Raw genomic sequence first — 25,055 nt, 5'->3', positions numbered from 1 at the left:
CCACGCCGTGAGCGGTCTGGTTGCCCGGACGTGACGCGGAGGTGTCTACCTTCGGTGTCAGGAGGACGCACATCATGGCCTCGACGAAGACAAAGGAGAGGAAGCGCTCGCGCGGCCCAGCGCGACGCGCATCACCCAGGATGGAAGCTGCGCAGAAGCAGCTCGAACAGGTCACGGGATACGCGCGGGGCCGGGTGAAGGAGCGCCTGGACTTCCAGCGGGGCTTGCTCGTGTCGGTGCTGGAGGACATGGCAGAGGGGTTGAGCAGCGCCACCCGGCGTGCACCGAGCCCGGCATCGCAACGCATGCTGGAGACGGGAGAGCGCATGTTTCGCGGCGCCTCCTCGCGGCTGGATGCGCAATCTGTCGAGGCATTCCTGGACCGCACGGGACAGTTCGTGCGGCAGCGCCCGAGATTGTTGCTCACGGGACTGCTGGGGGCAGGCCTGCTCGCGGGGCGGATGTTTCGCGCCAGCGGTGCAGGTGATGTGGAAAGGGAGGCTGAGTCATGAGACGTAGCGCGGACAAGACGACTGCGCGCGAGGGACGGAACGGCGGCGCTCCAGGTCAGACGCAAGGGGGACTGGCGCCGTTGCGGACGGTCCGCGACAAGGGCCGGGCGGTTGCTGGGAGCCTCAGAGAGAAGTTTCCCTCGCGAGACGATGCGCGCTCCCGCGCGGTGGGAGCCCAGACGTGGACAGCGCAGACGATGCGGCAGCATCCCGTGGGGGCGGGACTTGGGGTCCTGGCCCTGGGCTTCCTGTCGGCTTCCCTCTTGCCGGCCTCGGCGCTGGAGCGTCGCGCGTATACACGTGCGGCGGGAAAGGCACGGGACCTGGCCGACCGCTTGGATGCATCGGGGCGATTCGAAGACGTCCTGGCGACCGTACGGCACATGGCGGCGGACGCGGCGGCCGACCAGCTGGCCTCGTTACGGCCCGAGCCCGAGGAAGGTTCTCCGCGGCGCAAGTTGGAGCGGGTGGACCGAAAGGGGGGGTGATTGCCGGGCGGGTGGGGGACGGGGGGCGCCCGCCCTGGCTACCGATGGCGGTTCAGTGACGTCTCCGCCCGGAGCGCTTCCGAGGGGGCTGGGCCCTGCCGGACGGTGGGGGCGCTGAAGGCTCCTGAAACCGTGTTCCCACATGCATGGCTGCTTCGAAAGGCCCGTAGTGCCCTGTCGTGAGGGGGGCCGGTATGCCTGTCCGGTGCGAGGTGTGGACGCTCTCGACGCCAGGCGACGACCAGGTGCGAACATGAACGCCATGGATTGCATGCACGACGAGCGATTCGCCCCGGGCGCGTGCGGAAATGGCGACGTCATCGTTCAGCTCGGATTCCTGGTCGTTCAATGGCTCGCTCTGGAAACGCGCGTGACTTGATTGCGGTGGTCGACGTACGGGCATGGGGAACTCCCTGGGGCATGGGTCAACAGCTCCCTGTCAATCTGGAGACGCGTTGCTCGGGAGGCTGTGGCAAGGCGGGCGTGTCCTGCTTCCGTGGGGGCCCTGGCTGCCTGCGTGAGAAGCCTTGCGGCCTGCCGGCAGTGTCTTTCGATGGACTGAGGCCAGTGGGACGAGGCCCTTGGCCACACCGGGTGTCAGGCCCGTCGTCCGCTCCTCACCCTTGGCAGAGGGAGGAGGTCGAACGTGGCAAAGACAGGATGGGGGGCATGGCGATTCCGGGGAACGAAGTCCGCGAACAAGACGGAGCATGACAATCCCGAGGAGCGGCCTTCACAGCGGGAAGGCGGAGCCACGCGAGAGGACACACGGCATGCGCTCGCTCAGGCGGGCGTCGACGAAGGGCCCATCGAAATCGTGCCCGACGTGCTGCTCGACGTCCCGACGGTGAAGGTGGATGAGATAACGCTCGACGTGGAGAACGTGCGTGCACGCGTCTCACTGCATGCCGAGCTGGCCAATCTCGTGCGACTCGATGTGGGCGCTGACGTGGGCATCGAACGGGTCAAGCTGACCATCAAAGGCGTGGAGGCCCAGGCGCTGCTCAAGGTCCGGCTCCAGCGTGTCTATGAAATCCTGGACCGTGCGCTCCAGACACTCGACAGCAACCCCGAACTGCTCGCCAGCCTGCTTCGGCCCGTGGGGCATGCGATAGGCGAGGTGGGGGAAGCCGCCCATGAGAGCCTGAAGCCTGGCGGAGCGGTGTCCGAGGCCGTCCAGGACGTGGGCGGGGCGGCGAAGGGGGCGTTGGAACCCGGCGGGACGGTGAACCGCGTGGCCGACCAGGCACTCGGGCCTGGTGGACCCGTGCGAGACGCCGTGAAGGGCACGGTCGGGCCCGAAGGCGTGGCGAAAGACGCAACCCAGGCGCTCAGTGGCTCGATGCAAGCGGGCGGTTCGAAGCGTTCGAAGCGCCCATCACAGGGCGACGGCGGCGGGAGGCGAGAGCGAAGGCCGCCGCAGCCGGCCCCCGCCCCGGAGCAGCGTTCCGGCGCACAACGTTTCAGACACGGCCCGCCTGCCGGTGGCTCGAAGCGCCGTGCGTCAGGACGACCGCGTCGCCGCCAGAAGCGCTAAGGGCGCGGTGAGCGCCGGTGGTTTCCCACACGCGACGGGAGCGCGTGGACGTGCTACCCCATCCCCATGCCTCGCGCTCCCCGAACCGATGCCTCGCCCGAGGGGCCGAACCCCTCCACCTCTCCGTCCGCGCCGCCGCTGGACTCCGCCTTCACCTGGCACTCAGAGAGCTCGGAACCCGCGCCTGCTCGGCTGTCTCCCGTGAATGACCGACTCAGCGCGGATACGGCGCTCAAGCGGGTGCGCCGAGGCGAGTTCCTGCTGTACTCCGGTGACTTCCATAACGCGAAGCAGCTCCTCGGCGCGCTGAGCCGGCGGCTGCCGCGGCCAGCGAAGGCGCGCTCGCCGCTGGAAGCATTCCGCGCCGAGCGGCGGGCCCGGCAGCTCGAACACGAGACGCTGTCGCGCATCGTGGTGTCTCTCGACCGCGATTACCGGCTCGGGCTCGCGCGGGCACCGGACACTTCACTGGCATGTCATCAGGTATGGGGGGCTTCAACGACGGACACCACGGTGGTCCCGCTCAAACAACTCCTCGGCATGCTCGGGGCGGCGGAGTGGCGTCGCAAGGGTCTCGCTGTTCCTGGCCTCACTGGGCTGCTTCACCCGCACTACGGCGTCTACCTTCCGACCCGCACCGATTACGTGGAGTTGCTGAACTCCTTCACGGAGGTGAAGGGCAAGCGCGTGTTCGACATCGGCACTGGGACCGGCGTGCTCTCATTCATCCTCCTCCAGCGGGGCGCGGCGTCCGTGCAGGCGACTGATTGTGACTCTCGCGCCGTGGCCTGTTCCCGGGAGAACGCGGAGCGGCTCGGGCTCGGCAAGCGCTTCCAGGTGGCCGAGGCCGACTTGTTCCCGAAGGGCACGGCGGACCTCGTGGTGTGCAACCCACCCTGGATTCCCGAACCGCCCAAGAACCGGGTGGACCGCGCGGTGTTCGACGAGGACAGCCAGTTCCTGCGGCGCTTTCTCGAAGGACTCTCCGCTTCGCTTGCTCCTGGGGGAGTGGGCCTGCTGCTCCTGTCGGACCTCGCGGTGCTGCTCGGCCTTCGCTCACCCGGGTGGCTCGAAGCGGAGTTCGAACGGTGCGGCCTGTCGGTGCAGTGGGCCCGGTCGACCCCTGCGCGGCATTCGAAAGCGAAGGACACGTCAGACCCGCTGCACATGGCGCGCTCTCGCGAGCGCACCACGCTCTACTGCCTGAAGCCGGTGCGCCCGTAGTTCAGGTGTTGTCGTTGGCCTGCTGCCGCCGGAGGAATCCCCCGGCGGCAGCACGAGCCGCGAATCACCCGCTCATGACCTCAGATGCCCCAGCGGCGTGACCTGTGGCGGCTCCCCACGTGGCTTTCGATGGTGAAGGTGGACGTCCTCCGCATTTCGATGCGCTCGGAAAGGCATTGCGCGCGTTTGGATGAGCCAGGCGCCCGGTGGGCTTGCGCGTGGCGGATGCATCCGGCCGCACTTGTCGGAGTCCGGCGGCCAGGAGTAATACGCGCGGATGCGATTGCTCCGCATCTTCATGCTCTTGTTGTGTGGATTGTCCATTCCTCGCACTGCCAGCGCTCAGGCCGTCATGGTGAGTGGACCTCCCGTGGCGCCCCTTCCCGAGGCGACGGGGGCGGGCCTCTGCGTCGCGACGAGCGTCTCGCGGAATCCCGCGGCTGACTTCCCCCAGGCTCAGTCGACCTATATCGCTGGTATCAATGCCTTCATGGAGGCGAACCGGGGCAACCGCGTCACTTCGGTGCTGCGGACGCCCGTGGACCTGTCCAACAATCTCAATGACGGGAGGACACTGAGCTACGGGGACTTCACCGGGGCCGTCGCGGGCTGCCCCGTCGGCGGGTGTGACTTCGGCTACAGAGATGCCGTCACATCCTTCGCGACCCGCCTGCGTGGCTTCATCGCTGTCACGAGCGACATGGTCGACAGGCCTCTGCACTTCGGGTTCTACGCCGACGACTCGGTGAGCCTGGCGCTCTTCGACCGCGACCAGACGAGCTACCCGGTCATCATCCGTCCGCCGACGCTCGGCGTACCGACGTGGCGCGCCACCAACACGGTCCACTTCGCGCAGTCGGGACTCTACGGCGTGGAGGTGCTCCACACGAACGTCGGGGAGCACGCCGCGCTCGAGATGTCGGTCTACGACGGCGTTTTCACGGACTTCGAGAGGGCAGCGACCATGCCGCCCATCATCAATCTGGCTACCGAGGGCTTCGTGCTCGTCACGCCCGGGATGTTCCATCAGATGGAATCGGGGCAGCCCTCGTTCCCAGCTCCCACCGAGTGCGCCCAATGCAACCGTCAGTTCGCCAACGCGCCAGGGAATGGGGGATGCGAGGCAGGCTACCGCTGCAACGCGGCGGCCTTGTGCGCTCCCTGTGATTCGTCGCTCTTCTGTGGGGATTCGTGCTCTCCGTGCGGTGCATCGACGCCGTACTGTGTGAGTCAGAGCGAGGGCTTCGTCTGCGCGCAGTGTCAGGATGCGAATGACTGTGTGGCGCCGGATGAATGCCACCTGCCTATCTGCACGGAGACGGGCAACTGTGCCTCCACTCCCGTGGAGGATGGCACGGAGTGCACGGGAGGGACCTGCCAGCAGGGCGAGTGCAGGCCCGTGGACGCGGGGACCCCCGACGCGGGAGAGGCGGACGCGGGGGAGGCGGACGCTGGAGCGGCGGACGCGGGGCCCCTCGATGCGGGAGCGACGGATGCGGGAGAGGCGGACGCGGGGCCCCTCGATGCGGGAGCGACGGATGCAGGAGAGGCGGACGCGGGGCCCCTTGATGCGGGAGCGACGGACGCGGGAGAGGCGGACGCAGGTGGGCCTGGTGAGGTGGACGGCGGCTCCCACCCTGGCGTGGATGGGGGAAGCACGGGCACGGACGGTGGAAATCCCACCGCGGACTCGGGAGTTCCGGCCGGGGACGCGGGCTCCGTGGATGGAGGCTCGCCGGAGGACCCTTCGGAGCCGGAGTCTGGCTGCGGCTGTCAGGGTGGTCCGTCCGCGCTGTTCCCCATGGCCCTGCTCGCGCTATCGCTCGTCGTGAGACGCGGCCGGCGATAGGACACGCCGTCGCGCGATGGAGGCTTCTTCACGGGGCCCCCTCGCGTTCAGGGGCCCCATTATCGAAGCGTGTCCGGCAGCGGCAACTCACGCCGACCTCCAAGGCCTCATTCGAAGGCGATGGCACCAGGATGACGGTCGGCCGGGCTGTCGCTACCGGTCGGTGAGCCCAGGGAGGTCCAGCCACGCGATAGGGTCGAACCCGGGCGTGGTGGGTGTCTCGAAGCGCCAGATCAAGGAGATGCTGTTGAGGGTATTGGGCTGGAGCGCGCTGGTGAAACCCGACAGGCGGGCATCGACGCCCTGGGGCGCCAGCGACTGGAACCAGGTGCTCCCCGGAGCGCCTCCACCGAACTGCCTCCCCAGGTTGGTGCGGAGGTAGAGTTGATTGAGCGAGCCGGCGTCGAGGGTGCCGCCATACCCGAAGGCCGCGACGACATACTCCCCTTCCGCGAAGGTGACGTCACAGACAGTGTTTCCACCGGCGGCACCCCGCAGGGGTTGCTCGGAGCCGTCGAGCCAGATTTGGAGACCATCCACCCGGCTGCCCGTGCGAAGAAGGACGCGGGAGATGTTCTGACCATTGGCGGCGGCGTCCTTCGCACGGCCCCCTCCCGAGATGTTCTCCGCGCCACCGTAGGGGCCCGTCAGTGCGTGAATGACGCTCTGGACGGGGAGCTGGCCGGTGGAGCCGAAGCACGGCCACATGAAGGAGGGCGCCAACCACCCCAGCGTATTGACGGCGAACTGTTGAGTATAGAGGAACGCCTCTCGCTCGCGGTGCTGGTTCTGCGCCTTCGACTCCGCCCAGGCCTTCTGCTCGTTGAAGGCTTGCTTCGCCATCACTTTCAGCGCGGCCGTGGCCTGCTCCAGCATGGAATCCAGCGCCAACCTGAAGGCCTCGCGCTTCGCGGGCCCCTCTGTCGGATACCAAGGCGCCGAGGCGTAGATCTGGTCGAAGTAACGCCAGCGCGCGCTGTAGATGGCCAGCGCGATCGTGAAATAGGCGGAGCTATAGGGCAGCTTCTGCGAGGGGTACTGCGACGCGGGGTATTTGGCGTTGTAGGTGAAATACGGAGCGCGGTCCGCGATGAGCTGACACAGGCCGTCGTACTCATTGTAGAGCCGGTCGTTTTGATACAGCTTGATGGCGTTGAGGATGCCCCGGAACTCATTCTCAATGGAGCTCATCACCGATGACTCAACGCCGAGGTAGACGGCCTTGACGATGTACCGCTGGATGGCTTCCCAGATGAGGTTGGGGTTGGTGGTGGAGGGCCAGAAAATGCCCATCAGGCTGCTGAGGAACCCTCCGATGTCCGGGATGAGGTTGAGGAGCGCCCCCACCAGCGACTCCAGATCGCTCGAGATGGTGGCGAAGAGCGCTTTTTCTTCGACAATCGCCAACTGGGTGATGGCCCCATTCCGTGCCGCGGACGCACCGGGCCAGTCCGCGGGCTGGGCGCTGAACATCTGGAAGCTGTCGATGTTGTCATTGAAGCGGTACTCGCCTTCCAAGTTGGACACGAGCGTGTTGGGGCCGAAATACAGCTTCGTCTTGCTCGGGTGCTTCTTGTTGTAGTCCTTGTCCTCGTAGACGATGAGCCAGGTCTGGGGGCCGGTCACCAGCGACTCGATGTGGTCCCCCACCTTGGCGCCGCCTGGGGAGCTGGAGCCAAACAGGGTGAACTTGTAGTCATCCAGATCCGAGACGTTCTGGGCGCCCGTGAAGTTGATATAGGCATGCTGGTAGCCCCACATGTCGAAGAACTGCACCCAGGTTCCAGAAGCGCTCGTGCTTGGCATTGATGTCTCTTTCTCAGGGAGAAGCCCTAGCCGAGACTCACTGCAATTCGCGCACCCAACGGCCTCCAGGTGCGGGCGCACGTTTTCATCCGGAAGCGGGGCGTTGCTGCGTCACGGGAGGACGCAACTGCGTTCCAGCGGCTGCACGCTTCGGCGTCCAGGCCTGGTCCGCCACCGTCTACCCGGGTTTTTGACACCCGCACCGAATGGCTCCGAAGCTCGCCCCGTCCCTTCCCCCGAGAGGCTTCGTTCCATGCTCCCATTCCTGTCCCGCGGCAGCCTGCCCATCTGGACGCTCGTGCTCGCCATGGTCCTCTGCGGCACCGCCAACGCGCAGTTCACCGGCAAGCGCCGCGCCTATGCCTCCAGCTTCTGGGGTGGCACCGGCGCCAGTGGGAAGACCATCTCCTGGAGCGCGCTCTACGTCGCGCTCCCCCTGGACTACGGCTACAACGCCGCCAACAACACCATCGTCAACCTGGCTGGCGTCACCGCGGCCCAGTCGGACCTGCGCACCAGCAGCACGCGTTCGCTGAAGTGGGGCACGCAGGTTCGCATCACCAACCGCCACCCGGGGCACGCGGGCTACGGCCGCAGCGTCCTCACCACGCTCCAGGACTCCGGGCCCGCCGACAGCATCCTCAGTGACGCCGCGCTGGGAGGCCGCGCGGCATCCCCCTACAAGCCCCTGGGGTGCTGGATTGACGTCACCCCGGGCGTGAAACAGGCGCTGGGCAGCACGAAGCCGGAGACGGAAAACCTCATCGTCGACTTCGAAGTCGTGAACGACCTCGGCAGCTCACTCGATCTGGACTCCAACCCCAACCTTGCCTTCGGCATGGCGGCCAGCGCGAGCGACTCGGAGAACACGGGCATCAGCGCCCCCAGCGCCGCCGTGGACGGCAATGGCGCCTACCACCTGGAGAACTATCGCAGCGCATGGCGCTCGGCGTACCACGCCAACACCTCGGACACGGTGTGGCTCAACGTCAACCTGGGCCGGGCGGAGGCCGTGCGCCGCGTCGTCGTGAAATGGGGCAGCTTCGTGCCCCCCGGCTACACGCTGATGGGCTGGACGCCGGGCATGAGTTCCTGGGTGACGCTCGCCACCCGCACGGGCGCGGGCGGTGGCACGCACGTCCACTCCTTCACGTCGGACCAGACGTACCAGTACTTCGGCCTGAGCATGAGCGGCGCGACCCGGTATGACGTGAAGGAGCTGGAAGTCTACCGCTGGGACTACTGACGCCCGGAGCACAGCAGGTCCCCAGTGCTCGCCTCGTTGGGCGAGTACTGGCCAACCCTGCGCTGGCAGCCGGCGGGGTCCTGGTCATCAAGGACGCGCACGGCAAGCCGTCCCACCTGCCCCAGGCGGACATCGACGCGCTCGTCGCGTATCTGATGTCTAGGCTGGAGGAGGGCCGTCTCTTCACCGGCCTGTGCGTCGGGTCGTCAGAGGGCCTGATTCGCCTGGACATCCCACGCGACCTCGAGGCTCTCGTGCCTCCGGACGGTGACGCTCCTCAGGAAGCCCGGCTTCTGCCCTGGTACGAGCCGGAGCCCCGGGAGACTTCGAAGCAGCGCCTCCACTGCCAGGCGTGCCTCGAGCCGCGCGAGCGGCGCGCCGATGCAGAAATGGAGGCCCTGCCCGAAGGCGAGGTGCTTCTTGATGTCAGGCCGCCGGATGTCGAAGCGCTCAGGCTCGTGGAACCGGGCCTCGTCGCGGTTGGCCGACGCGTAGACGATGCGGATGTGGGCTCCCTTGGGAATGGGCACGCCCCCAATCTCCACCGCCTCCAGCGCCGTACGGAACATGGCATGCACGGGGGAGATCATCCGCACCGCCTCCTCGACTGCGCCCGCGATGAGGCCCGGGTCGTCCCGAAGTGCCCGCAGTTGCTCCGGATGCTCGAGTAGGAGCTCCACCGCTCCCACGATGAGGCCCGCGGTCGTCTCATGTCCCGCGAAGTGCACCTGCATCAGCAGGCTCACCAGCTCCGCCATGCTCATGGGCGGCGTCATCCCCTGCGCTCCGGTGACGATGTCGCTCAGCAGGTCCTCTCGGGGGGACACCTCCCGCTCCTTGAGCGCCGAGGCCAGGTATCGCTGGAACTCGACCACGCCTCGCGCGCACGCGACCTGGTGCTCGATGGGGCCATGCGCGGCGAGGACCGTGGACAGGTCATCGGACCAGCGCCGGAACCGGTGGATGTCCGAGCTGGGGATTCCGAGAATCTCCGCGATGATTCCGCACGACAGCGGATGGGCGAACTGGAGGAACAGGTCCACCTGCCTCTCGTGCCTGAAGGAGTGGATGAGCGCGTCCACGAGGGTGCGGATGAAGGGCTCCTTCTCCGCGAGGCGCCTCCCGGTAAAGGCCTTGCTGACGAGGCTCCGGAAGCGGCCATGCGCTGGCGGATCATTGTCGACGAGGCTGGGCACCAGGGGGTAACCGTCCATCAGCGCGGTGACCACCTCCGGCGGCGTCGTCGCGGCGCCCACCGTGATGGACTCTGCGGACGAGAAGCGTGTGGTATCGGCGACCACGGCGCTGATGTCTGCATGGCGCGTCACCACCCACGCCCCCAACACCGGACTGAAGAACACCGGTTCCTCCCGCCGTGCACGCGCGAGGAACGGATGAGGATTCTCGAGTTGGGGAGAGTCGAGCGGGTGGTACTCAGACCCGAGTCCTGAAGGGGCGTTGGTCTTGGACATGCGTGAGCTGACCTCAACGGCTTGTTGGGTGGGGAGCGGGACAGCGGACCGCATGGTGCCAGGGCTTAAGGTTTCGCACACGGGGCTGGGCCATGCTGGACGGATCGTCCCATGTCCACGCGGCGCCGTCTGGCTTGAACATCACCGGGGATGCTCTCGTTGCGCGACTCCCGTTCGAGCGAGCGACGCTCTCCATGTGAGTCGATCAGCACGCGACTGTCCGTCCACGCGACGAAGCCAGAGCCCCATGGAAGGCACCTTGACCACCATCTCTCCTCACCGAGCACGACTTCTTCCGCCGAGCCCCCGCGGCGCGCGCCGTTGTTGTTCTCATCACTCTCGGCAATCCATTCATGCACATCCGCCAGCAGCACGATGTGGTACGTCCCTGTGGGAATGTACGTGAGAAGGTGATGGCCGTGGGCGGCAGACTGGACGTGCCTGCTCCGGCCGCCACGGAGACCTCGCTGATGGAGGAGCGTCGCCGGTCATTGGCGTCTGCCAGGAGAATTCCTACCCTGGAACCAGAAGGCGCGGCACAACTCGTATCCAAATCAAAGGAGAGCTGGGGGGGGCATCAGGATGGGGCAACTTCAGGCCCTCTAGTTCTCCTTCACGCGCGACACCCAGCTCTCCAGGGTGCTGAGGCTGCATCCAGATTGGGCGTGCTCCTGGCTCATCCCCAGCGCATCGACAATCTGCGCGCAGCTGCAACCAGCGGTGTCCACGAGGGTAAAGCAGCGCTCCGGCTCACCGTCGTTCGACGACAGCGTGTTGAAGGTGCCATCGCCGTCAGTATCGGCGAAGCGGTTCAGGCCCGGCAGGGAGCCTGTGGACAGGGGTTACACGACCATGGCGAGCCTTCAAGCCCCGAGCACAGGTTCTCCGAGAACCGGTTGAAGGGGCCACACGTGGCCTTGGTTCCGAAGTTGCCGCAGCCGAAGAAGTCGTAAACGCCACGCCCCGGCACTCCAAGGAAGGAGCACCGGGGCGGGCGTCACGTGGTCAGCGGCTCACTGCTCCGGCGAGATTTCGCGCACGGACAGCCACTTGAAGTCCACGTCGTTGGCGCTGTCCCAGCGGAACACCGCGATGGGGCCGCCCCAGGTGATGGGCATTGCGTTCACCGCGCCGCCGCAGTGGCTGGCGTCACCACCCCAGCTGCCCGAGTCCACCATGTCGTAGACCTTCTTCCAGGTCTTCTTGTCGGCGTTCTCGTTGAGGTACATCTCCAGGCGCACGGCTTCCTTTCCGTTGACCTTGGTGTTGCGCATCACCGACTTGAAGCCCACCCAGCGGCCGCGCAGCGCCGAGGTACCGGACTTGTACGCCGCCTGGTTGTAGGAGACGTGCCACGTCTCCTTCTGCCAGCGCACGCGGCCGTCATAGTGCAGCGAACCCTTGTAGCTGCTGCCCTCGCACCCCGAGTGGTTGTCGTTGTGCTTGCCGCCTCGCGCGTACCACGCGAAGTTGTCCGACACGTCGGACACCGAGTTGACCTTCACGAAGCCAGTCATCTCGATGTTCCGCCAGTCGTTCGCCGCCTGCATGTAGCCCCGGCTGGCCAGCACGTCGCGGTCATAGGTCGGAATCTTGGACGCGCTGTAGCCCGTGGAGGTGAACACGGACATGCGCACCTTGCTGTTCTTCATCTTCCAGGAGCCGTCCGAGTTGCGGCTGATGGTGTTCTGCGGGTCGAAGCGCTTGTCGGACGTAGCGTTGTCCGCCAGGAACCACTGCTCGCCGCCGGACTTGGTCGGATAGATCATCGTCACGCCGAACTTGTCCTGGCCCTGCTCGCCAGGCGGGTCGATGGGCGGGGTCGAGCCGGTACCGGGCTGCATTTCCGCAATGCTGGCCCAGGTGTTCATCGAGCTGCCGTTCACGGTGATACGCACGTAGCGCGTGCTCACCGGGGAGAACGAGTAACGCTCCAGCGCGGAGGTGGTGCCGGACGACCTGCCGGAGTGCACCTGCGCGAAGTTCGTGCCGTCCGTGGAGGTGGAGATGACGAAGTTGTTGACGCGCTCGTTGCCACGGTGCCAGCCGATGTCTACGGCACTCAACTGCGCCACGGTGCCCAGGTCGCCGGTAATCCATTGTCCCACGCCGTCGCTGGACCAGCGCGTGGCGGGGTCGCCGTCAATGGCGTTGGCGGGGACGTTGCCGTCATCTCCGCTGGCGGCGACGGAGGTGAAGCGCTCGGGCGGGGCGGTGGGCGGGGTCGAGCCGGTGCCAGGCTGCATTTCCGCGATGCTGGCCCAGGTATTCATCGAGCTGCCGTTCACGGTGATGCGCACGTAGCGTGTGTTCACCGCGGAGAACGAGTAGCGCTCCAGCTCGGCGGTGGTGCCGGATGACCTGCCGGAGTGCACCTGTGTGAAGTTCGTGCCATCCGTGGAGGTGGAGATGACGAAGTTGTTGATGCGCTCGTTGCCACGGTGCCAGCCGATGTCCACGGCACTCAACTGCGCCACGGTGCCCAGGTCGCCGGTAATCCATTGTCCCACGCCGTCGCTGGACCAGCGCGTGGCGGGGTCGCCGTCGATGGCGTTGGCGGGGACGTTGCCGTCATCTCCGCTGGCGGCGACGGAGGTGAAGCGCTCGGGGAGGACGCCGGGCGGGTCGGTGGGCGGGGGCGAGCCGTCGGTGACGGCCGCCAGCTCCGCGATGCTGGCCCAGGTGTTCATCGTGCTGCCGTTCACGGTGATGCGCACGTAGCGTGCGTTCACCGCGGAGAACGAGTAACGCTCCGGCGCAGCGGTGGTGCCGGACGAGCTGCCGGAGTGCACCTGCGTGAAGTTCGTGCCGTCCGTCGAGGTGGAGATGACGAAGCGATTGACGCGCTCGTCGCCACGGTGCCAGGAGATGTCCACGGCGCTGAGCGATTTCACGGCGCCCAGGTCGCCGGTGAGCCATTCGCCCACGCCGTCGCTGGACCAGCGCGTGGTGGGGTCTCCGTCGATGGCGTTGGCGGGGACGTTGCCGTCATCCCCACTGGCCGTGACGGAAATGAATCCCTCGGCGGCTAGCGTGGGCGTCGCGAGCGCAAGGGCAGTCAGCGCGAGCACACGGGCAGGCTCGCGCAGGTGCATCCATCCCCCCCGGGATGAGGTCCTGTGGTGTGGATTCAAGTTGATACCTCAGGTGAGACCATCAGGAGCCACGACTCACCGGGCGGACGATGCCGGACCGGCGCGCCGCGATCCCCCAGCGGCGCGTTGGCTTCCAGACCGCAGGCCCGCGCCCCGTCAGCGACCCACGCCCCGCGCTGGGCGCCTCGCTTCCGTCAGGACCGGCGGTGTTTACGACTCGTAGCGGTGTTGCGGGCGCGAATACCCTTTCACCCGAAATGGTATTCCCATGGCCATTCCTCAAATGGATATCGAACTCGCCCTGCAGACAGGCGTGCGGCAATCCCTCTCAGTTTTGCTGAAAATTCTCACCCTTGCTGCGGATGCGCCCTCCCGCAGCGGCTGTGTTTCAATACAAAGCAGGAAAGGAGGCGAGGGTGGCGCTCCAGGCAGCGGCGAGGAAGGCGCCGATGAAAGCGGGGAGGCCGCGAGTGGTCGGGGCAGGACTGGTGAGGCGGCGCGCGATGCTGGAGCACCAGCGAGGCCGTTCCGCACGTCCAGCAGGCCAGCGCTTCGCGCCGTTTACCGCATCCTTGCTGCAAGACGCCCCGAGGCCCGAAAAGACGAAGGCCGGCGGTCCTGAGTTTCCTCAAGGACCACCGGCCTTTATCCGTGAGCGGCGGAAGGGATTCGAACCCTCGACCCCGAGCTTGGGAAGCTCGTGCTCTACCAACTGAGCTACCACCGCAGGCGAAGCAGGGCGCAAAGTACGGGCCGCCCCGTGGCTTGTCAACGGGAAGTGAGGCCGCTACTCCGACTCCTCGACGGTGAGCTGGTAGGAGTCCTGGAAGTTGGACTCGCGGTTGCGCGCGTCCCGGACCTCGAAGAGGTAGACGCCCGGCTCGGCGCTGTAGCGGATGCTCTCCGGCTGGTCGCCCTTGGCCCGGTCAGCCGTCTGCACGAGCGACAGCTTCCCGTCCGGCTGCACGCGGTGCAGGTACAGCCCCACATCGACCTTCAGGATGCCCAGCAGCGTGGCCCGGATGGGCGTGCGCACCGGCCGGTCCGACAGGTCCAACCGGAAGAAGTCCGTGTCCTTCACTGGATACACCGTGCCCCGCACCGGCTGCCCCAGCATCAGGTCCTGCGCCCGGTCCGCGGTGTTGTTGGGCTCGCGCTCCTCGCCGCCGTTGTCCGGCACCGTGGTGACGCTGATGCGGTAGGGCTGCTCGGCGTTCTCGAAGTCCTTCACCCACTTGCCGTCCACCTTGCGCGACGCCCCCTCCACTCGGAAGTAGCAGGCGCCGTTGCAGGCGACGTTGTTGAGGCGCTCAGGCTCCTTGATGGCGCCGTCGTTGGCGCGCAGCAGCACCGTCTCCTTTCCGGATTCCCCCTCCGGGGGCTCCACCATGGAGAGCACCAGGTCCAGCCGCTCGACGCCGGTCAACTCCACCTTCGCCAGCACCGGCTCGGACGTCTTCAGGACGAAGTGGTCCACGTCGCCCTTGGGCGCCAGGAAGCCCTGGCGGTAGCCGCCGGCCGTCACCGGGGTGGCCTTGTGGAGCTCGTCGTTCGGCTCCAGCTCCGCGCTGGCGCCGGCCTCCTCCTGCGACACGGTGAGCGTGTACGGCATGGTGGCGTTGAACGGCCTGCGGGCCTCCTTGCCGGTGCCCACCCAGCTCGTCTTCACCACCACGTAGACGACCCGGTCCGTGGCGCGCACGCCGATGTTTCGCAGCGACAGCGTCTCGCCCTCCTTGCCGCGCAGGGTGAAGAGCGGCGCCTCCGCCGCGGACAGCACGGACAGCTCCGGTCGCACGCCGTCCACGCCGGTCAGCTCGATTTTCAGCGCCACCGAGGGCGGTTCGGGAGGCACCGCCGTGCCTGCATCCAGCGCGCGGGCAATGGCCTCGCCCACCGCCTGGCCGCCCACGGGCGGCGGCTCGCTGCCCGCGAAGGTGCCCTCCACGGTGGGGGAGGGCGGCGCCTGGTCACGCGCGAAGCCATCCACTCCGCCCTGGTCGGGCGACGCGCCCCGCATGCCCTCCTGGGCCGTGAGGCCGGGCGTTCCATCTGCTTCGGTGCCCCGGAGGGCCGCGCCTTCCTCGGTCTCGAAACCGTCGCCGGTCAGGTCCTGCCTCGCGCCAGGGTTGCCCTGTCCGTGCTGAGCGCCAGCGCCGGCCGAGCCCTGTTGACCGGCGAGACCGCCGCCCATCGCGTCATCCTGCCCCAGGGGGGCGCCTGTGCTTCCAGCTCCGGGCAGCGTGCCGCCCATCCCCTGCGGCGCGGTGCCATCTCCCGGGGACGGCGTGCCCTGCGACGGCGAATCGCCGAAAGGCGCGGTCGCGGGGGCCTCCGCCGAGCCACCCGGGCCGGCGCCTTCCGGAGCCGAGGGCTGCGTCGGGTCAGGCAGCTCAATGCGGTACCAGTCCTCGTCGCCGGCATGGCCCAGGAAGGCCGTCACCGTCTGGCCCAAGGTCAGGCTCACCGCGTCCACGGCGCGGTCGTTGGGCTCGCGCTCCTCGCCGTCCTCGGGCGCGCGCATGCGGACCTCGAGCGTGTACGCGCCGCCCACACCCTTGCGGGTGGGCACCACGCGGATGAAGCGCTCGTTCTCCACGTAGAGGTTGGGGAACCGCTCCGGCTTGCCCTCACCCTCGCTGTTGATGCCCACCAGGCGGTTGCGGTCGCGGTCATACACCTCCAGGGTGATGTCCCCGCCGGGCAGGCCGGACACGGTGACGTCCGCGATGCGCGGCGCGCCGGGCGCCAGCCGGTACCAGTCCTCGTCCGCCTTGTTCGGCTGCGCGGTGAGCTCCGCGCTCACCGTGCTGTTGCGGGTGATGTCCAGGGCCTGGTCGGGCCGGTCGTTGGGCTCCTTCTCCGTGAGAGCGGCCGGTCCCGTCTCCACCGGGCCCGCGTCCGGAGCTTCCGGCGCCTTGTCTTCCTTGCAGCCGGCCAGCATCAGCCCCAGCACACAGGCCCACCCCCAGCGTCTCATCACGGTCTCCTCCAGCACAGGCCGCCATCCTTCCCGTCAGGGACGGAGTGTCAAGCACCCCAACATCCGCGCGGGCGCTTTCATCCGCATCCACCCGGCCGCTCCGTGCGTGCTCGGACTGGAGCCGCGCTCGCGAGGCGATCAAAGATGCGGGGACATGCGACGCCTGCTCCTCGCCTCCCTCCTGTCCGCCACGGCGGCCTCCGCCGCACCCAATGTCCCGCCAGGCTACGTCCAGGCCTCCGACTGGCTCGACCGCACCAGTCAGCCGGAGCGCTACGGGCCCCTCAACGTGCTCGACGGCCGCGACTCCACCGCGTGGTGTGTCAGCGGAGACGCGCCCGCGTCCTTCACCTTCGGTTTCAAGGACATCGTCACCGTGGACGAGGTCCGCGTGTACACGGGCGATGGTTCGGACCGGGCCGCGTTCAAGGCCCGCGCCCGGGCGCGGAAGCTCACCCTGACTGGCATCAAGGAAGCACGCAGCGTCAGCGTGGAGGACAAGCGCGGGCTCCAGGTGGTGCCTCTCAAGCCCGGACTTCGGGGCGCCCGCTTCACGTTGGAGGTGTCGGAGCGCTTCCCGGGTGCCAAGGACGACGCGCCCGTGTGCGTCACCGACATCGTCTTCTACTCCGGCGGGAAGGCCCTCAATGGCACCTGGCTGGCGCCCAAGCTGCGCTACAACGGCCGGCTGGCGCCGCTGCTCGGCACCTGGTTCGGTGGCCTGAAGGGCGCACCGCACCGCTTCCTGTCCTTCTACCTGGACGGAACCTACAGCCTCACCGAGGAGCCCCTGGAGGGCGAGGTGTCCACGACAGTCAGCGGCGCCTACACGCTGTCCGGAGAGAAGCTGTCCCTGGACGTTCCCCCGCACGGGCGGGTGACGGTGCGCTTCCCGCGAGGGGATTCCGAGGGGACACGCTCGCCAGATGCGTCACTGGCGTTCGACGGGCCCGTCGCCGAGGCCTGGGGCGAGGAGTTCCGCAGCCAGCGGTGAGCAGACGGGGGGGCTGCCGCCCGCCCGGTTTCCCGGGGGGGCGACGCACTCCGCCTACAGAGCGGCCATCTTCCGCTTCGCGCCGAAGTGGCGGAAGAACGCGATGATTTCCTCGACCGCGACCTTCACGTCGGTGGCGTCCTGGAACTCGGATTCCAGGAAGATGCCGCCGCAGGACTCGCAGGTGTCGTAATGCAGTGGATGCTGGCGGTCGCCACCGTCCACGCGGACGAGGTCGACCTGGCACTCGGGGCACTGACCGGTCAGTGCCTCCGCATCCACCTTGCCGCCCTGGCTCTCCAGCCCGGGGAGGTTGTTGTGGAGCAGGACCCGGTTGAGGTCCGCGACGTCAATCCAAAGGCCGCCGCAATCTCCACACTTTCGCAACGTCTGATCATCCCCCTCGAGATCGGACATCTCGACGTTGCAGCTGGGGCAATCCATGGGGCGGTTCCATTCTCCTGTTGGGGGGGAGTGGTGTTCTCCCCAGTCGATGGGAGAATGATAGGTCGCGCGAAATTTCGGATGCAACCCGCCTTGTGCCTTCTGTTGGCAACGCGCCGTCCCGTCGCCCCCCAGCCCCTCAGCCCTACGCCTTCTCGCGGCGGATGTCCGCACCCAGGGCGCTCAACTTGCGCTCCAGGCGCTCATAGCCCCGGTCCAGGTGATAGACGCGGCTGACGTCGGTGCGGCCCTCCGCTCGCAGCCCGGCCAGGATGAGTGACGCACTCGCCCTCAGGTCCGTTGCCATGACGGGCGCGCCGCTCAGGCCCTTCACGCCCTTCACCACCGCGGTGGGCCCCTGGATGGTGATGTCCGCGCCCAGCCGGTGCAGCTCCGGCACGTGCATGAAGCGGTTCTCGAAGATGTTCTCGCTGATGACGGACGTCCCCTGACTGACAGACATGAGGGCCATCAACTGGGCCTGCATGTCCGTGGGGAACCCCGGATGCTCCGTGGTGGTGATGTTCACCGCGTCCAGCCGCTGGGGCGCCTTGCAGCGCAGGCCGCTGCCCTCGGTGGTAATCGTGCACCCGGCCTCGCGCAGCTTCTCCACCAGCGCGTCCATGTGCTCGGGCACCACGCGCTTCACCAGCACGTCGCCGCCGGAGATGGCCGCCGCCACCAGCAGGGTGCCGGCCTCGATGCGGTCGGGGAGGATGGCGTGCTCCACCGGCTTCAGTCCGTCCACGCCCTCGATGATGATGCTGGACGTGCCCGCGCCTTCGATGCGCGCCCCCATCTTGTTGAGCACCTTGGCCAGCTCTTCGACCTCGGGCTCGCGGGCGCAGTTCTCCATGAGGGTGCGGCCCTTGGCCAGCACCGCCGCCATCATCACGTTCTCCGTGCCGGTGACGGTGATGACGTCGAAGTTGACGGTGCCGCCCTTGAGCTGCTTCGCCGTGGCCTCCACGTAGCCTTCCGTGAGGTGGATGTCCGCGCCCAGCGCCTTCAGCCCCTTGAGGTGCTGGTCGATGGGCCGCGCGCCAATGGCGCACCCGCCCGGCATGGACACCCGCGCCCGGCCGAAGCGGGCGACCAGCGGTCCCAGCACCAGCACGCTGGCGCGCATCGTCTTCACCAAATCGTACGGCGCCTCCGGGGTGATGTGGCCGTTGACGCCCACCCGGCAGACGTCCGTCGTCTCCTTGTCGCGCTCCGCGTCGCAGCCCATGGTGCGCAGCACCTTGAGCATGGTGGCGACATCCGCCAGGTCCGGCACGTTGCGGTAGGTGGAGGTGCCGTCGGCCAGCAGCGCCGAGGCGAGGATGGGCAGCGCCGCGTTCTTCGCGCCCGAGGCCAGCACTTCGCCGTGCAGCGCCTGGCCGCCCTTGATGACGATCTTGTCCATGGTTCCCTGCGTCTTCAGCCCTGTGGCTCGCTGGCCACGGGCTGTGTCCCAAATGCCATCCGTTCCCGCCGCTCCAGGTCCTTCTCCACCCGCGCGTCCGCGTAACCCGCGGCACGCAGGAGCTCCAGGACGGCGGGGCCCTGGTCCTCGCCAATCTCCAATGCAAGGAGGCCGCCAGGCTCCAACCACTGGCGCGCACCCGTCACCACTCGGCGCACCGCCACCAGCCCGTCCGGCCCGCCGTCGAGCGCCAGCTTCGGCTCGCGTCGCACCTCGGCGGACAGGCCGGGAATCTCCCCGGAGGCGATGTACGGCGGGTTGGAGACCACCACCTGGAAGCGCTCGCCCGCGGGCACCGGGGTGAAGAGGTCGCCCTGCAGCACCGTCACCCGGTCCGCCACGCCCAGCGCCTGGGCGTTCTCCCGCGCCAGCGCGCAGGCGTCCGGAGACAGGTCGGTGGCGATGACGGTGGCCTGTGGCCGCTCGGCCGCGAGGCTGATGGCGATGCAGCCGGAGCCGGTGCACACGTCCAGCGCGCGGCCGGGCGCGTCCTTGGGAAGCATGCGCAGCGCCGCCTCCACCAACAGCTCCGTCTCCGGGCGCGGAATCAGCACCCGGGCGTCCACCTTGAAGGGGCGGTTGTAGAACTCACGCACCCCCGTCAGGTACTGCGTGGGCTCGCCCGCCATGCGCCGCTCGATGAGGGCACGGTAGGCGCCCAGCTCGTCCTTGGAGAGCGGGCGGTCCAGGTCCACGTACAGTCGGACGCGGCTGAGCTCGAGCACGTGCGACAGGAGGATTTCCGCGGTGAGCCGCGGCGCATCCACCTGTCGCTTCTCGAAGTGCTGCGTCGTCCAGGTGAGGACCCTGCGGATGGTCCAGGGCTCGCTGCTCATGCGGAGGGCTTCGGGCCGCCGGCCGTCTGCGCCTTGAGCGCTTCGGCCTGGTAGTAGGTCCGGCAGGCGGTGATGACCTCTTCCACGTCACCGGCCATGACGCCCGGCAGGTTGTGCACCGTGAGGCCGATGCGGTGGTCCGTCAGCCGGTCCTGCGGGAAGTTGTAGGTGCGAATCTTCTCGCTGCGGTCGCCGGTGCCCACCTGGGCGCGGCGCGCGGAGTCGCGCTCGTTGCGGATGCGCTCCTGCTCGATGTCGTAGAGCTTCGCCCGCAGCATGCGCATGGCCATGGTGCGGTTCTTCAGCTGGCTCTTCTCCTGCTGGCACTTCACCACGATGCCCGTCGGGTGGTGGATGAGGCGCACCGCGGAGTCCGTGGTGTTGACGCTCTGGCCGCCCGAGCCCGTGGAGCGCATCACCTGCATCTCGATGTCCGCCGGGTTCACCTGCACGTCCACGTCCTCCGCCTCCGGCATCACCGACACCGTGATGGTGGACGTGTGGATGCGGCCCTGCGTCTCCGTGGCCGGCACGCGCTGCACGCGGTGCACGCCGGACTCGTACTTCATGCTGCTGAACACGGCGTCACCGGACAGCGTCACCGTGGCGTCCTTCACGCCGCCGGCGTTGCCCGGGCTCATGTCCAGGATGTCCGCCTTCCAGCCCCGGCGGTCCGCGTAGCGGAGGTACATCTGCATGACCTCCTCGGCGAAGAGGGCGGCCTCGTCACCGCCCGCGCCCGCGCGGATTTCCAGGATGACGTTCTTCTCGTCATTCGGGTCCTTGGGCAGGAGGAGAATCTTGAGGCTGGCCTCCATCTCGTCGCGCTGTTCCTTCAATCCGGGCAGGGATTCGCGCGCGAAGGCCTTTTCGTCGGCGTCGCTGCTGCCGAGCCAGGCTTCGACCTCGCTGAGGTCGGCGAGCACCTTGCGGTAGGCCCGGAAGGCCTCGACCAGCTTCTCCAGGCCCGCGCGCTCCTTGGACACCTTCTGGAGCCTCGCCGAGTCGGCGAGCACGTCGGGGTTCGACAGGTCGGCGGTCAGGCGTTCGAACCGGCGTTCGACGTCTTCGAGTTTGTCAATCATCGTCGTTCCGGGGGGTATTGCCCCTTTGCACGGCCTCTGGCAAGGGCGGGCGGAGTCAAGAAATTCCTTGGACGCTTGGGCGGGAGCATGAAAAAAGGGCCGCCCTCACCGCGCTCAGCGGTCGGTTTCACATCACCTACACGGAGTCCTTCCACATGCCCGCCCAGAAGGGAAATCGTTCCAAGAAGAAGGTCGCCAACCGCGCCAAGGGCCGGAAGGCCCAGCTGAAGCGCCGCCGCAGCCGCGCCAAGAAGGGCCAGTCCAACAACAAGGTCTAGTGCGTTGGCTACTCCCTCCCTCGGACTTCGGGGGAGGGAGGCGGACGGGCCCACGGCTCCAACTCGGGCAGCATCCGCTCCACGCCTTCTGAAGACGCCGCCAGGAGCCGCAGCACCGCCTCCGCCGCCTCGCCCGTGACGGGCACCGGCTGGAAGGGCAGCTCCGGGAAGCGGTCGGTCCTCAAGGGCAGAATCTCGCTGGACAGGTAGCCGCCGTCGGGCCCGAAGTGGCCCTTCCACAAGGCGCCGCGCTTGTCGCGAGGGTTCCAGTTCCCCCCGAAGACGAAGTTCCCCAGCGAGTAGACGACGGGCCTACCCTGGTACAGCTCCATGGCCTGGAGGACGTGCGGGTGGGCGCCCAGCACACCCGCGGCGCCCGCGTCGATGGCGGCGTGGGCCAGCCGGACCTGGTAGGGCTCCGGGGTGTAGGTGCCTTCGCGTCCCCAGTGGAAGTAGGGCAGGACGATGTCCGCCTGGGCCCGGGCCGCGGCGATGTCCTCCCGGAGCATCTGCTCCATGATGGCCTCGTCGGAGAAGTGGCCGGCGACCCCAGGGGTCGTCTCCGTGGCGTAGACCCCGGGCGGTTCGATGTTGCGCGTGCCCAGGAAGAAGTAGCCCAGCAGCGCCACCCGCTGACCGCCCACGGTGACGATGGCCGGGCGCCGGGCCTCCGCCAGGTTCCGGCCCGCGCCGAAGTAGGGGATGCGCGCCGCGTCCAGGGTGTCCAGCGTGTCGAGCAGGCCCTGGGCGCCGAAGTCCATCAGGTGGTTGTTGGCCAGGCTCACCACGTCCACGCCGCCGGCGGTGAGGATGCCCACCAGCTCCGGCTTCGCGCGGAAGTTGAAGTTCTTGGGCAGCTTCTCGCCGCGCTCGGTGAAGGGGCACTCCAGGTTGACGACGAACAGGTCGGCGGCGTCCGTCAGGGGCTTCACCTCCTGGAACCCGTAGGCCAGCAGGGCGTCCCGGGGGCGGCCCTTGGCGGTCTCCGCGTCGTAGTGTGTCTGGTAGTTGTGGCCCAGCGTCACGTCGCCGCCCACGATGATGGACACGGGACGGGCGGGGGGCTCGGCCTCTGGCGCCTCGGGGGAAGGGGCGGGCGCCTGGCCCGCATCCCCGGGGGCGGGGGACTGTCCGGCGGGCTCCTCCGGCGGAAGCGGCTCCGGCGGGGGGATGGCGCGGGGGTGACAGGCGGACAACAGGAGCAGCAGCAGGGCGACGTGGCGCATGGGCGAGGGGAAACTCTACCTTGCACCTCTTGGAGCGCGGCGCGTAGATTGCCCGCGCGCTCATGGCCCGCGAAAAGGACAACATCGCTCTCTCCGACGAGCACAATACTCGTGGAATCGAGCTGGCGGACCGGGGTTGGCTCGACGAGGCCATCAAGGAGTTCAAGAAGGCCATTGACCTCGACCCGAGCTCCGCGCACGCCCACGACAACCTGGCGACCGTCTACGCGGAGAAGAAGCTCTTCCGCGAGGCCCTGTCGGAGTACCTCACCGCCCTGAAGCTGGAGCCGGAGAGCGCCACGGCGCACTACAACCTGGCCTGCTTCCTCTCCACCCACGCGGGGGAGATGGCGGTGGAGGAGTACAAGGAAGCCATCGAGTTGGATCCGGAGTATCCGGACGCCCACCTCAACCTGGGCCTCACCTACGCGGACCAGGGCCGCGTGGAGGAGGCGATGCGCGAGCTCCAGACGGCCATCGAGCTGGACCCCCAGGATGCCTTCCCCCGTCACGAGCTGGCCGCGCTGATGATGGACGAGGGCGACTACCGCTCCGCCATCACCCAGCTGAAGGAAGTGGTGCGCCTGGAGCCGGACAACTTCGAGGCGCAGCTGGATTTGGGCATCTGCTACGCGCAGAAGGGCTTCTACGCGGAGGCGGAGCGCGCCTATGAGCGGGCGCGGGCGCTCAATCCGGAAGACCTGCTGCTCAACTACAACCTGTCCGCCCTGTTCGCGCTGTGGGGGCGTCCCAAGGACGCCGTGCAGTACCTGCAGAAGTCGCTCACCGCGGACCGGCCGAAGGTCATGGGGTGGCTCTCCACCGACCCCATGTTCGACGCCCTCAAGGGTGACCCGGACTTCGAAGCCTTGTTCTGAGCCATGGGCAACGAATGGTTGTTCCTGGGGTTGGCGATCCTCCTCGTATTCGCCAACGGCTTCTTCGTGGCGACCGAGTTCGCCATCGTGAAGATTCGGGCCACGCGGCTCCAGGCCCTGGTGGACGAAGGTGCGCCGGGCGCGCCCACGGCCATGAAGATGGTGGAGAAGCTGGACGCGTACCTCTCCGCCACGCAGTTCGGCATCACCCTGGCCTCCCTGGGCCTGGGCTGGCTGGGTGAACCGGCCTTCGCGCGTTTGTTGGAGCCGGTGCTGGTTCAGCTGGTGCCGGAGGGCGCCGCCACCACGTTGGCCCACTCCGCGGCGGTGGTGATTGGCTTCAGCATCATCACCTTCCTGCACATCGTCCTCGGTGAGCTGGCGCCCAAGAGCCTGGCGATTCAGCGGCCCGAGGACACGACGCTCGCGGTGGCGCTGCCCATGCGGGTGTTCTACGTCCTGTTCTATCCGGCCATCGTCCTGCTCAACGGGCTGGCGGCGTGGGTGCTGCGCGTCTTCGGCCTCCAGTCGGTGGGGGAGGCGCACGAGGCGCACAGCGAGGATGAGCTGCTGGTCATCCTCCACAGCTCGGCGCAGGCGGGCGCGATCACGACGGCGCGCGCGGAGCTGCTGGAGCGCGCGCTGGAGATGGCGCAGAAGACGGCGCGGCAGGTGATGGTTCCGCGCAACCAGGTGAAGTTCCTGGACGTGGAAGAGCCGCTGGAGAAGTGCATCGCGGATGCTCGCGCGTCGGGCCACACGTGGCTGCCGGTGTGTCGGGGCAATCTCGATGAGGTCGAAGGCGTGGTGAACGCCAAGGACCTCTTCTTCCTGCTGTCCCGGGGCGAGCTGCGCAGCCTGGCGCAGGTACAGCGGCCGGTGCTGTTCATCCCGGAGGGCGCCACGCTGGAGCAACTGCTGGCGGAGTTCCGGCGCCGGCGCCGGCAGACGGCGCTGGTGGTGGACGAGCACGGCGGCACGTCCGGGCTGGTGACGATTGCCGACGTGGTGGCGGAGGTGGTGGGCGACGTCGCGGAGCTGGGCCGCCGCATGGACGAGGTCCGCGCGCTGCCGGGCGGCCGCTTCGAGCTGCCGGGCACCGCGCAGCTCGATGACCTGGAGGAGCGGCTGGACGTCAGCTTCGACCTGGACGAGGACGAAGAGGGCGAAGTGACGACCATCGCCGGCTACCTCATGACGCGGCTGGGCCGTGTTCCCGTGAAGGGGGACACGCTGCGGCTCGACATGTGGCGCATCGTCGTGGACGCGGTGGAAGGGCCCCGCGTGGTGCGTGTCACCGTGGAGCCGCAGTCGCGGACGGCGCCCGCGCGCACCGTGTCGGACGGCTCCGGTGAGCCGCCCCCGAGCGGCTCGAACGAGTCCTGAGCCCGGAGGCGCTGGTCCCTGGCTGGGGCTTCTTCGCTGCGGGCGACCCGCGCTTCACGACGCGGCGGTTCTGTCTCACCCTTCCCCTGGTCATGATGCGCGCGTGAGGCCCTCCTGCACCGCGTCGGCACGCCTGCCTGTCAGGTGGGCATGGGCGGCGCGTTCGTGTGGGCTCGGGTGGGGCCATGCCGAGGGCATGTCAGACCGGAATGCTACGTCCCGCGGAAGGTCACGCGCTCGCGTGGCGC

At 68.0% G+C, this 25,055-nt stretch carries 19 protein-coding genes, 1 tRNA gene and 1 pseudogene; 9 read left to right on the top strand and 12 right to left on the bottom strand.

The window, feature by feature from the left end; genetic code table 11:
- Positions 1-140: 140 nt before the first annotated feature.
- The 4 genes from BLU09_RS29025 (at position 141) to traA (ending at position 5,610) form a co-directional block, all read left to right on the top strand.
- The gene (locus tag BLU09_RS29025) at positions 141-512 is read left to right on the top strand and encodes a hypothetical protein (RefSeq protein ID WP_090493269.1); all 372 of its coding nucleotides are present in this window, start codon (positions 141-143) and stop codon (positions 510-512) included.
- A gap of 1,134 nt (positions 513-1,646) precedes the next feature.
- Complete coding sequence (locus BLU09_RS29015) at positions 1,647-2,537, top strand: hypothetical protein (protein WP_090493160.1); 891 nt, start codon at positions 1,647-1,649, stop codon at positions 2,535-2,537.
- 201 nt (positions 2,538-2,738) lie between these two features.
- Positions 2,739-3,761 carry a 50S ribosomal protein L11 methyltransferase gene (locus BLU09_RS29010; RefSeq protein WP_244172094.1) on the top strand — a complete coding sequence of 341 codons (1,023 nt, stop codon included), beginning with the start codon at positions 2,739-2,741 and terminating at the stop codon, positions 3,759-3,761.
- 277 nt (positions 3,762-4,038) lie between these two features.
- Positions 4,039-5,610: an outer membrane exchange protein TraA family protein gene (gene traA, locus BLU09_RS29005; protein WP_090493156.1), complete on the top strand. Its 1,572-nt coding sequence runs from the start codon at positions 4,039-4,041 to the stop codon at positions 5,608-5,610.
- Between the two features lie 153 nt (positions 5,611-5,763).
- Here the strand turns inward: traA and BLU09_RS39530 are convergent, their stop codons facing one another.
- Positions 5,764-7,416 (bottom strand): jacalin-like lectin, encoded by a 1,653-nt coding sequence (locus BLU09_RS39530; RefSeq protein ID WP_244172093.1) that lies wholly within the window; start codon positions 7,414-7,416, stop codon positions 5,764-5,766.
- A 253-nt stretch (positions 7,417-7,669) separates the two neighbouring features.
- On the opposite strand from BLU09_RS39530, the gene BLU09_RS28990 reads away from it, so the two are divergent.
- A complete protein-coding gene (locus BLU09_RS28990; RefSeq protein ID WP_090493155.1) occupies positions 7,670-8,662 on the top strand; it encodes a discoidin domain-containing protein in 993 nt (330 codons plus the stop codon).
- A 206-nt stretch (positions 8,663-8,868) separates the two neighbouring features.
- Here BLU09_RS28990 and BLU09_RS28985 read toward each other — a convergent pair whose 3' ends face one another.
- The 6 genes and pseudogenes from BLU09_RS28985 to BLU09_RS28970 all read right to left on the bottom strand — a co-directional run bounded on the left by BLU09_RS28985 (position 8,869) and on the right by BLU09_RS28970 (position 16,209).
- Positions 8,869-10,134, bottom strand: coding sequence for a cytochrome P450 (locus tag BLU09_RS28985; protein WP_090493153.1), 1,266 nt, complete (start codon positions 10,132-10,134; stop codon positions 8,869-8,871).
- 602 nt (positions 10,135-10,736) lie between these two features.
- Positions 10,737-10,862: a hypothetical protein gene (locus BLU09_RS39945; protein ID WP_261771365.1), complete on the bottom strand. Its 126-nt coding sequence runs from the start codon at positions 10,860-10,862 to the stop codon at positions 10,737-10,739.
- Positions 10,863-11,147: 285 nt separating this feature from the next.
- Complete coding sequence (locus BLU09_RS40005; RefSeq protein ID WP_482805282.1) at positions 11,148-12,380, bottom strand: discoidin domain-containing protein; 1,233 nt, start codon at positions 12,378-12,380, stop codon at positions 11,148-11,150.
- Between the two features lie 9 nt (positions 12,381-12,389).
- Positions 12,390-13,229, bottom strand: a pseudogene (locus tag BLU09_RS40200) (discoidin domain-containing protein); the annotation flags it as partial.
- Between the two features lie 654 nt (positions 13,230-13,883).
- Positions 13,884-13,956: transfer RNA gene (locus BLU09_RS28975), tRNA-Gly, on the bottom strand.
- Between the two features lie 60 nt (positions 13,957-14,016).
- Positions 14,017-16,209, bottom strand: a complete 2,193-nt coding sequence (locus BLU09_RS28970) for a mediator complex subunit 15 domain-containing protein (protein ID WP_167371177.1) — start codon at positions 16,207-16,209, stop codon at positions 14,017-14,019.
- Positions 16,210-16,366: 157 nt separating this feature from the next.
- Here BLU09_RS28970 and BLU09_RS28965 point away from each other — a divergent pair, with 157 nt between their 5' ends.
- Positions 16,367-17,206 carry an NADase-type glycan-binding domain-containing protein gene (locus BLU09_RS28965; RefSeq protein ID WP_228565006.1) on the top strand — a complete coding sequence of 280 codons (840 nt, stop codon included), beginning with the start codon at positions 16,367-16,369 and terminating at the stop codon, positions 17,204-17,206.
- A gap of 54 nt (positions 17,207-17,260) precedes the next feature.
- On the opposite strand, the gene BLU09_RS28960 is transcribed toward BLU09_RS28965, so the two are convergent.
- From BLU09_RS28960 to prfA, 4 genes are all read right to left on the bottom strand, one after another.
- Positions 17,261-17,650, bottom strand: a complete 390-nt coding sequence (locus tag BLU09_RS28960; RefSeq protein WP_011554891.1) for a zf-TFIIB domain-containing protein — start codon at positions 17,648-17,650, stop codon at positions 17,261-17,263.
- A gap of 145 nt (positions 17,651-17,795) precedes the next feature.
- Positions 17,796-19,058: a UDP-N-acetylglucosamine 1-carboxyvinyltransferase gene (murA, locus tag BLU09_RS28955; protein ID WP_090493148.1), complete on the bottom strand. Its 1,263-nt coding sequence runs from the start codon at positions 19,056-19,058 to the stop codon at positions 17,796-17,798.
- A 14-nt stretch (positions 19,059-19,072) separates the two neighbouring features.
- Positions 19,073-19,954 (bottom strand): peptide chain release factor N(5)-glutamine methyltransferase, encoded by an 882-nt coding sequence (gene prmC, locus BLU09_RS28950; RefSeq protein ID WP_090493146.1) that lies wholly within the window; start codon positions 19,952-19,954, stop codon positions 19,073-19,075.
- Positions 19,951-21,039, bottom strand: a complete 1,089-nt coding sequence (gene prfA, locus BLU09_RS28945) for a peptide chain release factor 1 (RefSeq protein WP_090493144.1) — start codon at positions 21,037-21,039, stop codon at positions 19,951-19,953. The genes prmC and prfA overlap by 4 nt, the downstream gene beginning before the upstream one ends.
- 155 nt (positions 21,040-21,194) lie before the next feature.
- Here prfA and BLU09_RS39940 point away from each other — a divergent pair, with 155 nt between their 5' ends.
- Positions 21,195-21,317, top strand: a complete 123-nt coding sequence (locus tag BLU09_RS39940) for a hypothetical protein (RefSeq protein WP_013941470.1) — start codon at positions 21,195-21,197, stop codon at positions 21,315-21,317.
- Between the two features lie 8 nt (positions 21,318-21,325).
- Here BLU09_RS39940 and BLU09_RS28940 read toward each other — a convergent pair whose 3' ends face one another.
- The gene (locus BLU09_RS28940) at positions 21,326-22,543 is read right to left on the bottom strand and encodes a CapA family protein (protein WP_090493143.1); all 1,218 of its coding nucleotides are present in this window, start codon (positions 22,541-22,543) and stop codon (positions 21,326-21,328) included.
- 62 nt (positions 22,544-22,605) lie between these two features.
- Here BLU09_RS28940 and BLU09_RS28935 point away from each other — a divergent pair, with 62 nt between their 5' ends.
- Both BLU09_RS28935 and BLU09_RS28930 read left to right on the top strand, forming a co-directional pair.
- A complete protein-coding gene (locus tag BLU09_RS28935) occupies positions 22,606-23,421 on the top strand; it encodes a tetratricopeptide repeat protein (RefSeq protein WP_090493140.1) in 816 nt (271 codons plus the stop codon).
- Positions 23,422-23,424: 3 nt separating this feature from the next.
- Positions 23,425-24,807: a hemolysin family protein gene (locus BLU09_RS28930; RefSeq protein WP_090493138.1), complete on the top strand. Its 1,383-nt coding sequence runs from the start codon at positions 23,425-23,427 to the stop codon at positions 24,805-24,807.
- Positions 24,808-25,055 lie beyond the last annotated feature (248 nt).

This window comes from Myxococcus virescens (assembly GCF_900101905.1).
In the GTDB taxonomy this organism is placed as follows: Bacteria; Myxococcota; Myxococcia; order Myxococcales; family Myxococcaceae; genus Myxococcus; species Myxococcus virescens.
This window is presented reverse-complemented; position numbering and strand designations above follow the sequence as displayed.

Excerpts from the sequence above, each read along its gene's own strand:
- BLU09_RS29025 (WP_090493269.1), top strand. The coding sequence starts at position 141 with ATGGAAGCTGCGCAGAAGCAGCTCGAACAGGTCACGGGATACGCGCGG.
- traA (WP_090493156.1), top strand. The coding sequence starts at position 4,039 with ATGCGATTGCTCCGCATCTTCATGCTCTTGTTGTGTGGATTGTCCATT.
- BLU09_RS39530 (WP_244172093.1), bottom strand. The coding sequence starts at position 7,416 with ATGCCAAGCACGAGCGCTTCTGGAACCTGGGTGCAGTTCTTCGACATG.
- BLU09_RS28990 (WP_090493155.1), top strand. The coding sequence starts at position 7,670 with ATGCTCCCATTCCTGTCCCGCGGCAGCCTGCCCATCTGGACGCTCGTG.
- BLU09_RS28985 (WP_090493153.1), bottom strand. The coding sequence starts at position 10,134 with ATGTCCAAGACCAACGCCCCTTCAGGACTCGGGTCTGAGTACCACCCG.
- BLU09_RS40005 (WP_482805282.1), bottom strand. The coding sequence starts at position 12,380 with ATGCAGCCTGGCACCGGCTCGACCCCGCCCACCGCCCCGCCCGAGCGC.
- BLU09_RS28970 (WP_167371177.1), bottom strand. The coding sequence starts at position 16,209 with ATGAGACGCTGGGGGTGGGCCTGTGTGCTGGGGCTGATGCTGGCCGGC.
- BLU09_RS28965 (WP_228565006.1), top strand. The coding sequence starts at position 16,367 with ATGCGACGCCTGCTCCTCGCCTCCCTCCTGTCCGCCACGGCGGCCTCC.
- BLU09_RS28960 (WP_011554891.1), bottom strand. The coding sequence starts at position 17,650 with ATGGATTGCCCCAGCTGCAACGTCGAGATGTCCGATCTCGAGGGGGAT.
- murA (WP_090493148.1), bottom strand. The coding sequence starts at position 19,058 with ATGGACAAGATCGTCATCAAGGGCGGCCAGGCGCTGCACGGCGAAGTG.
- prmC (WP_090493146.1), bottom strand. The coding sequence starts at position 19,954 with ATGAGCAGCGAGCCCTGGACCATCCGCAGGGTCCTCACCTGGACGACG.
- prfA (WP_090493144.1), bottom strand. The coding sequence starts at position 21,039 with ATGATTGACAAACTCGAAGACGTCGAACGCCGGTTCGAACGCCTGACC.
- BLU09_RS39940 (WP_013941470.1), top strand. The coding sequence starts at position 21,195 with ATGCCCGCCCAGAAGGGAAATCGTTCCAAGAAGAAGGTCGCCAACCGC.
- BLU09_RS28940 (WP_090493143.1), bottom strand. The coding sequence starts at position 22,543 with ATGCGCCACGTCGCCCTGCTGCTGCTCCTGTTGTCCGCCTGTCACCCC.
- BLU09_RS28935 (WP_090493140.1), top strand. The coding sequence starts at position 22,606 with ATGGCCCGCGAAAAGGACAACATCGCTCTCTCCGACGAGCACAATACT.
- BLU09_RS28930 (WP_090493138.1), top strand. The coding sequence starts at position 23,425 with ATGGGCAACGAATGGTTGTTCCTGGGGTTGGCGATCCTCCTCGTATTC.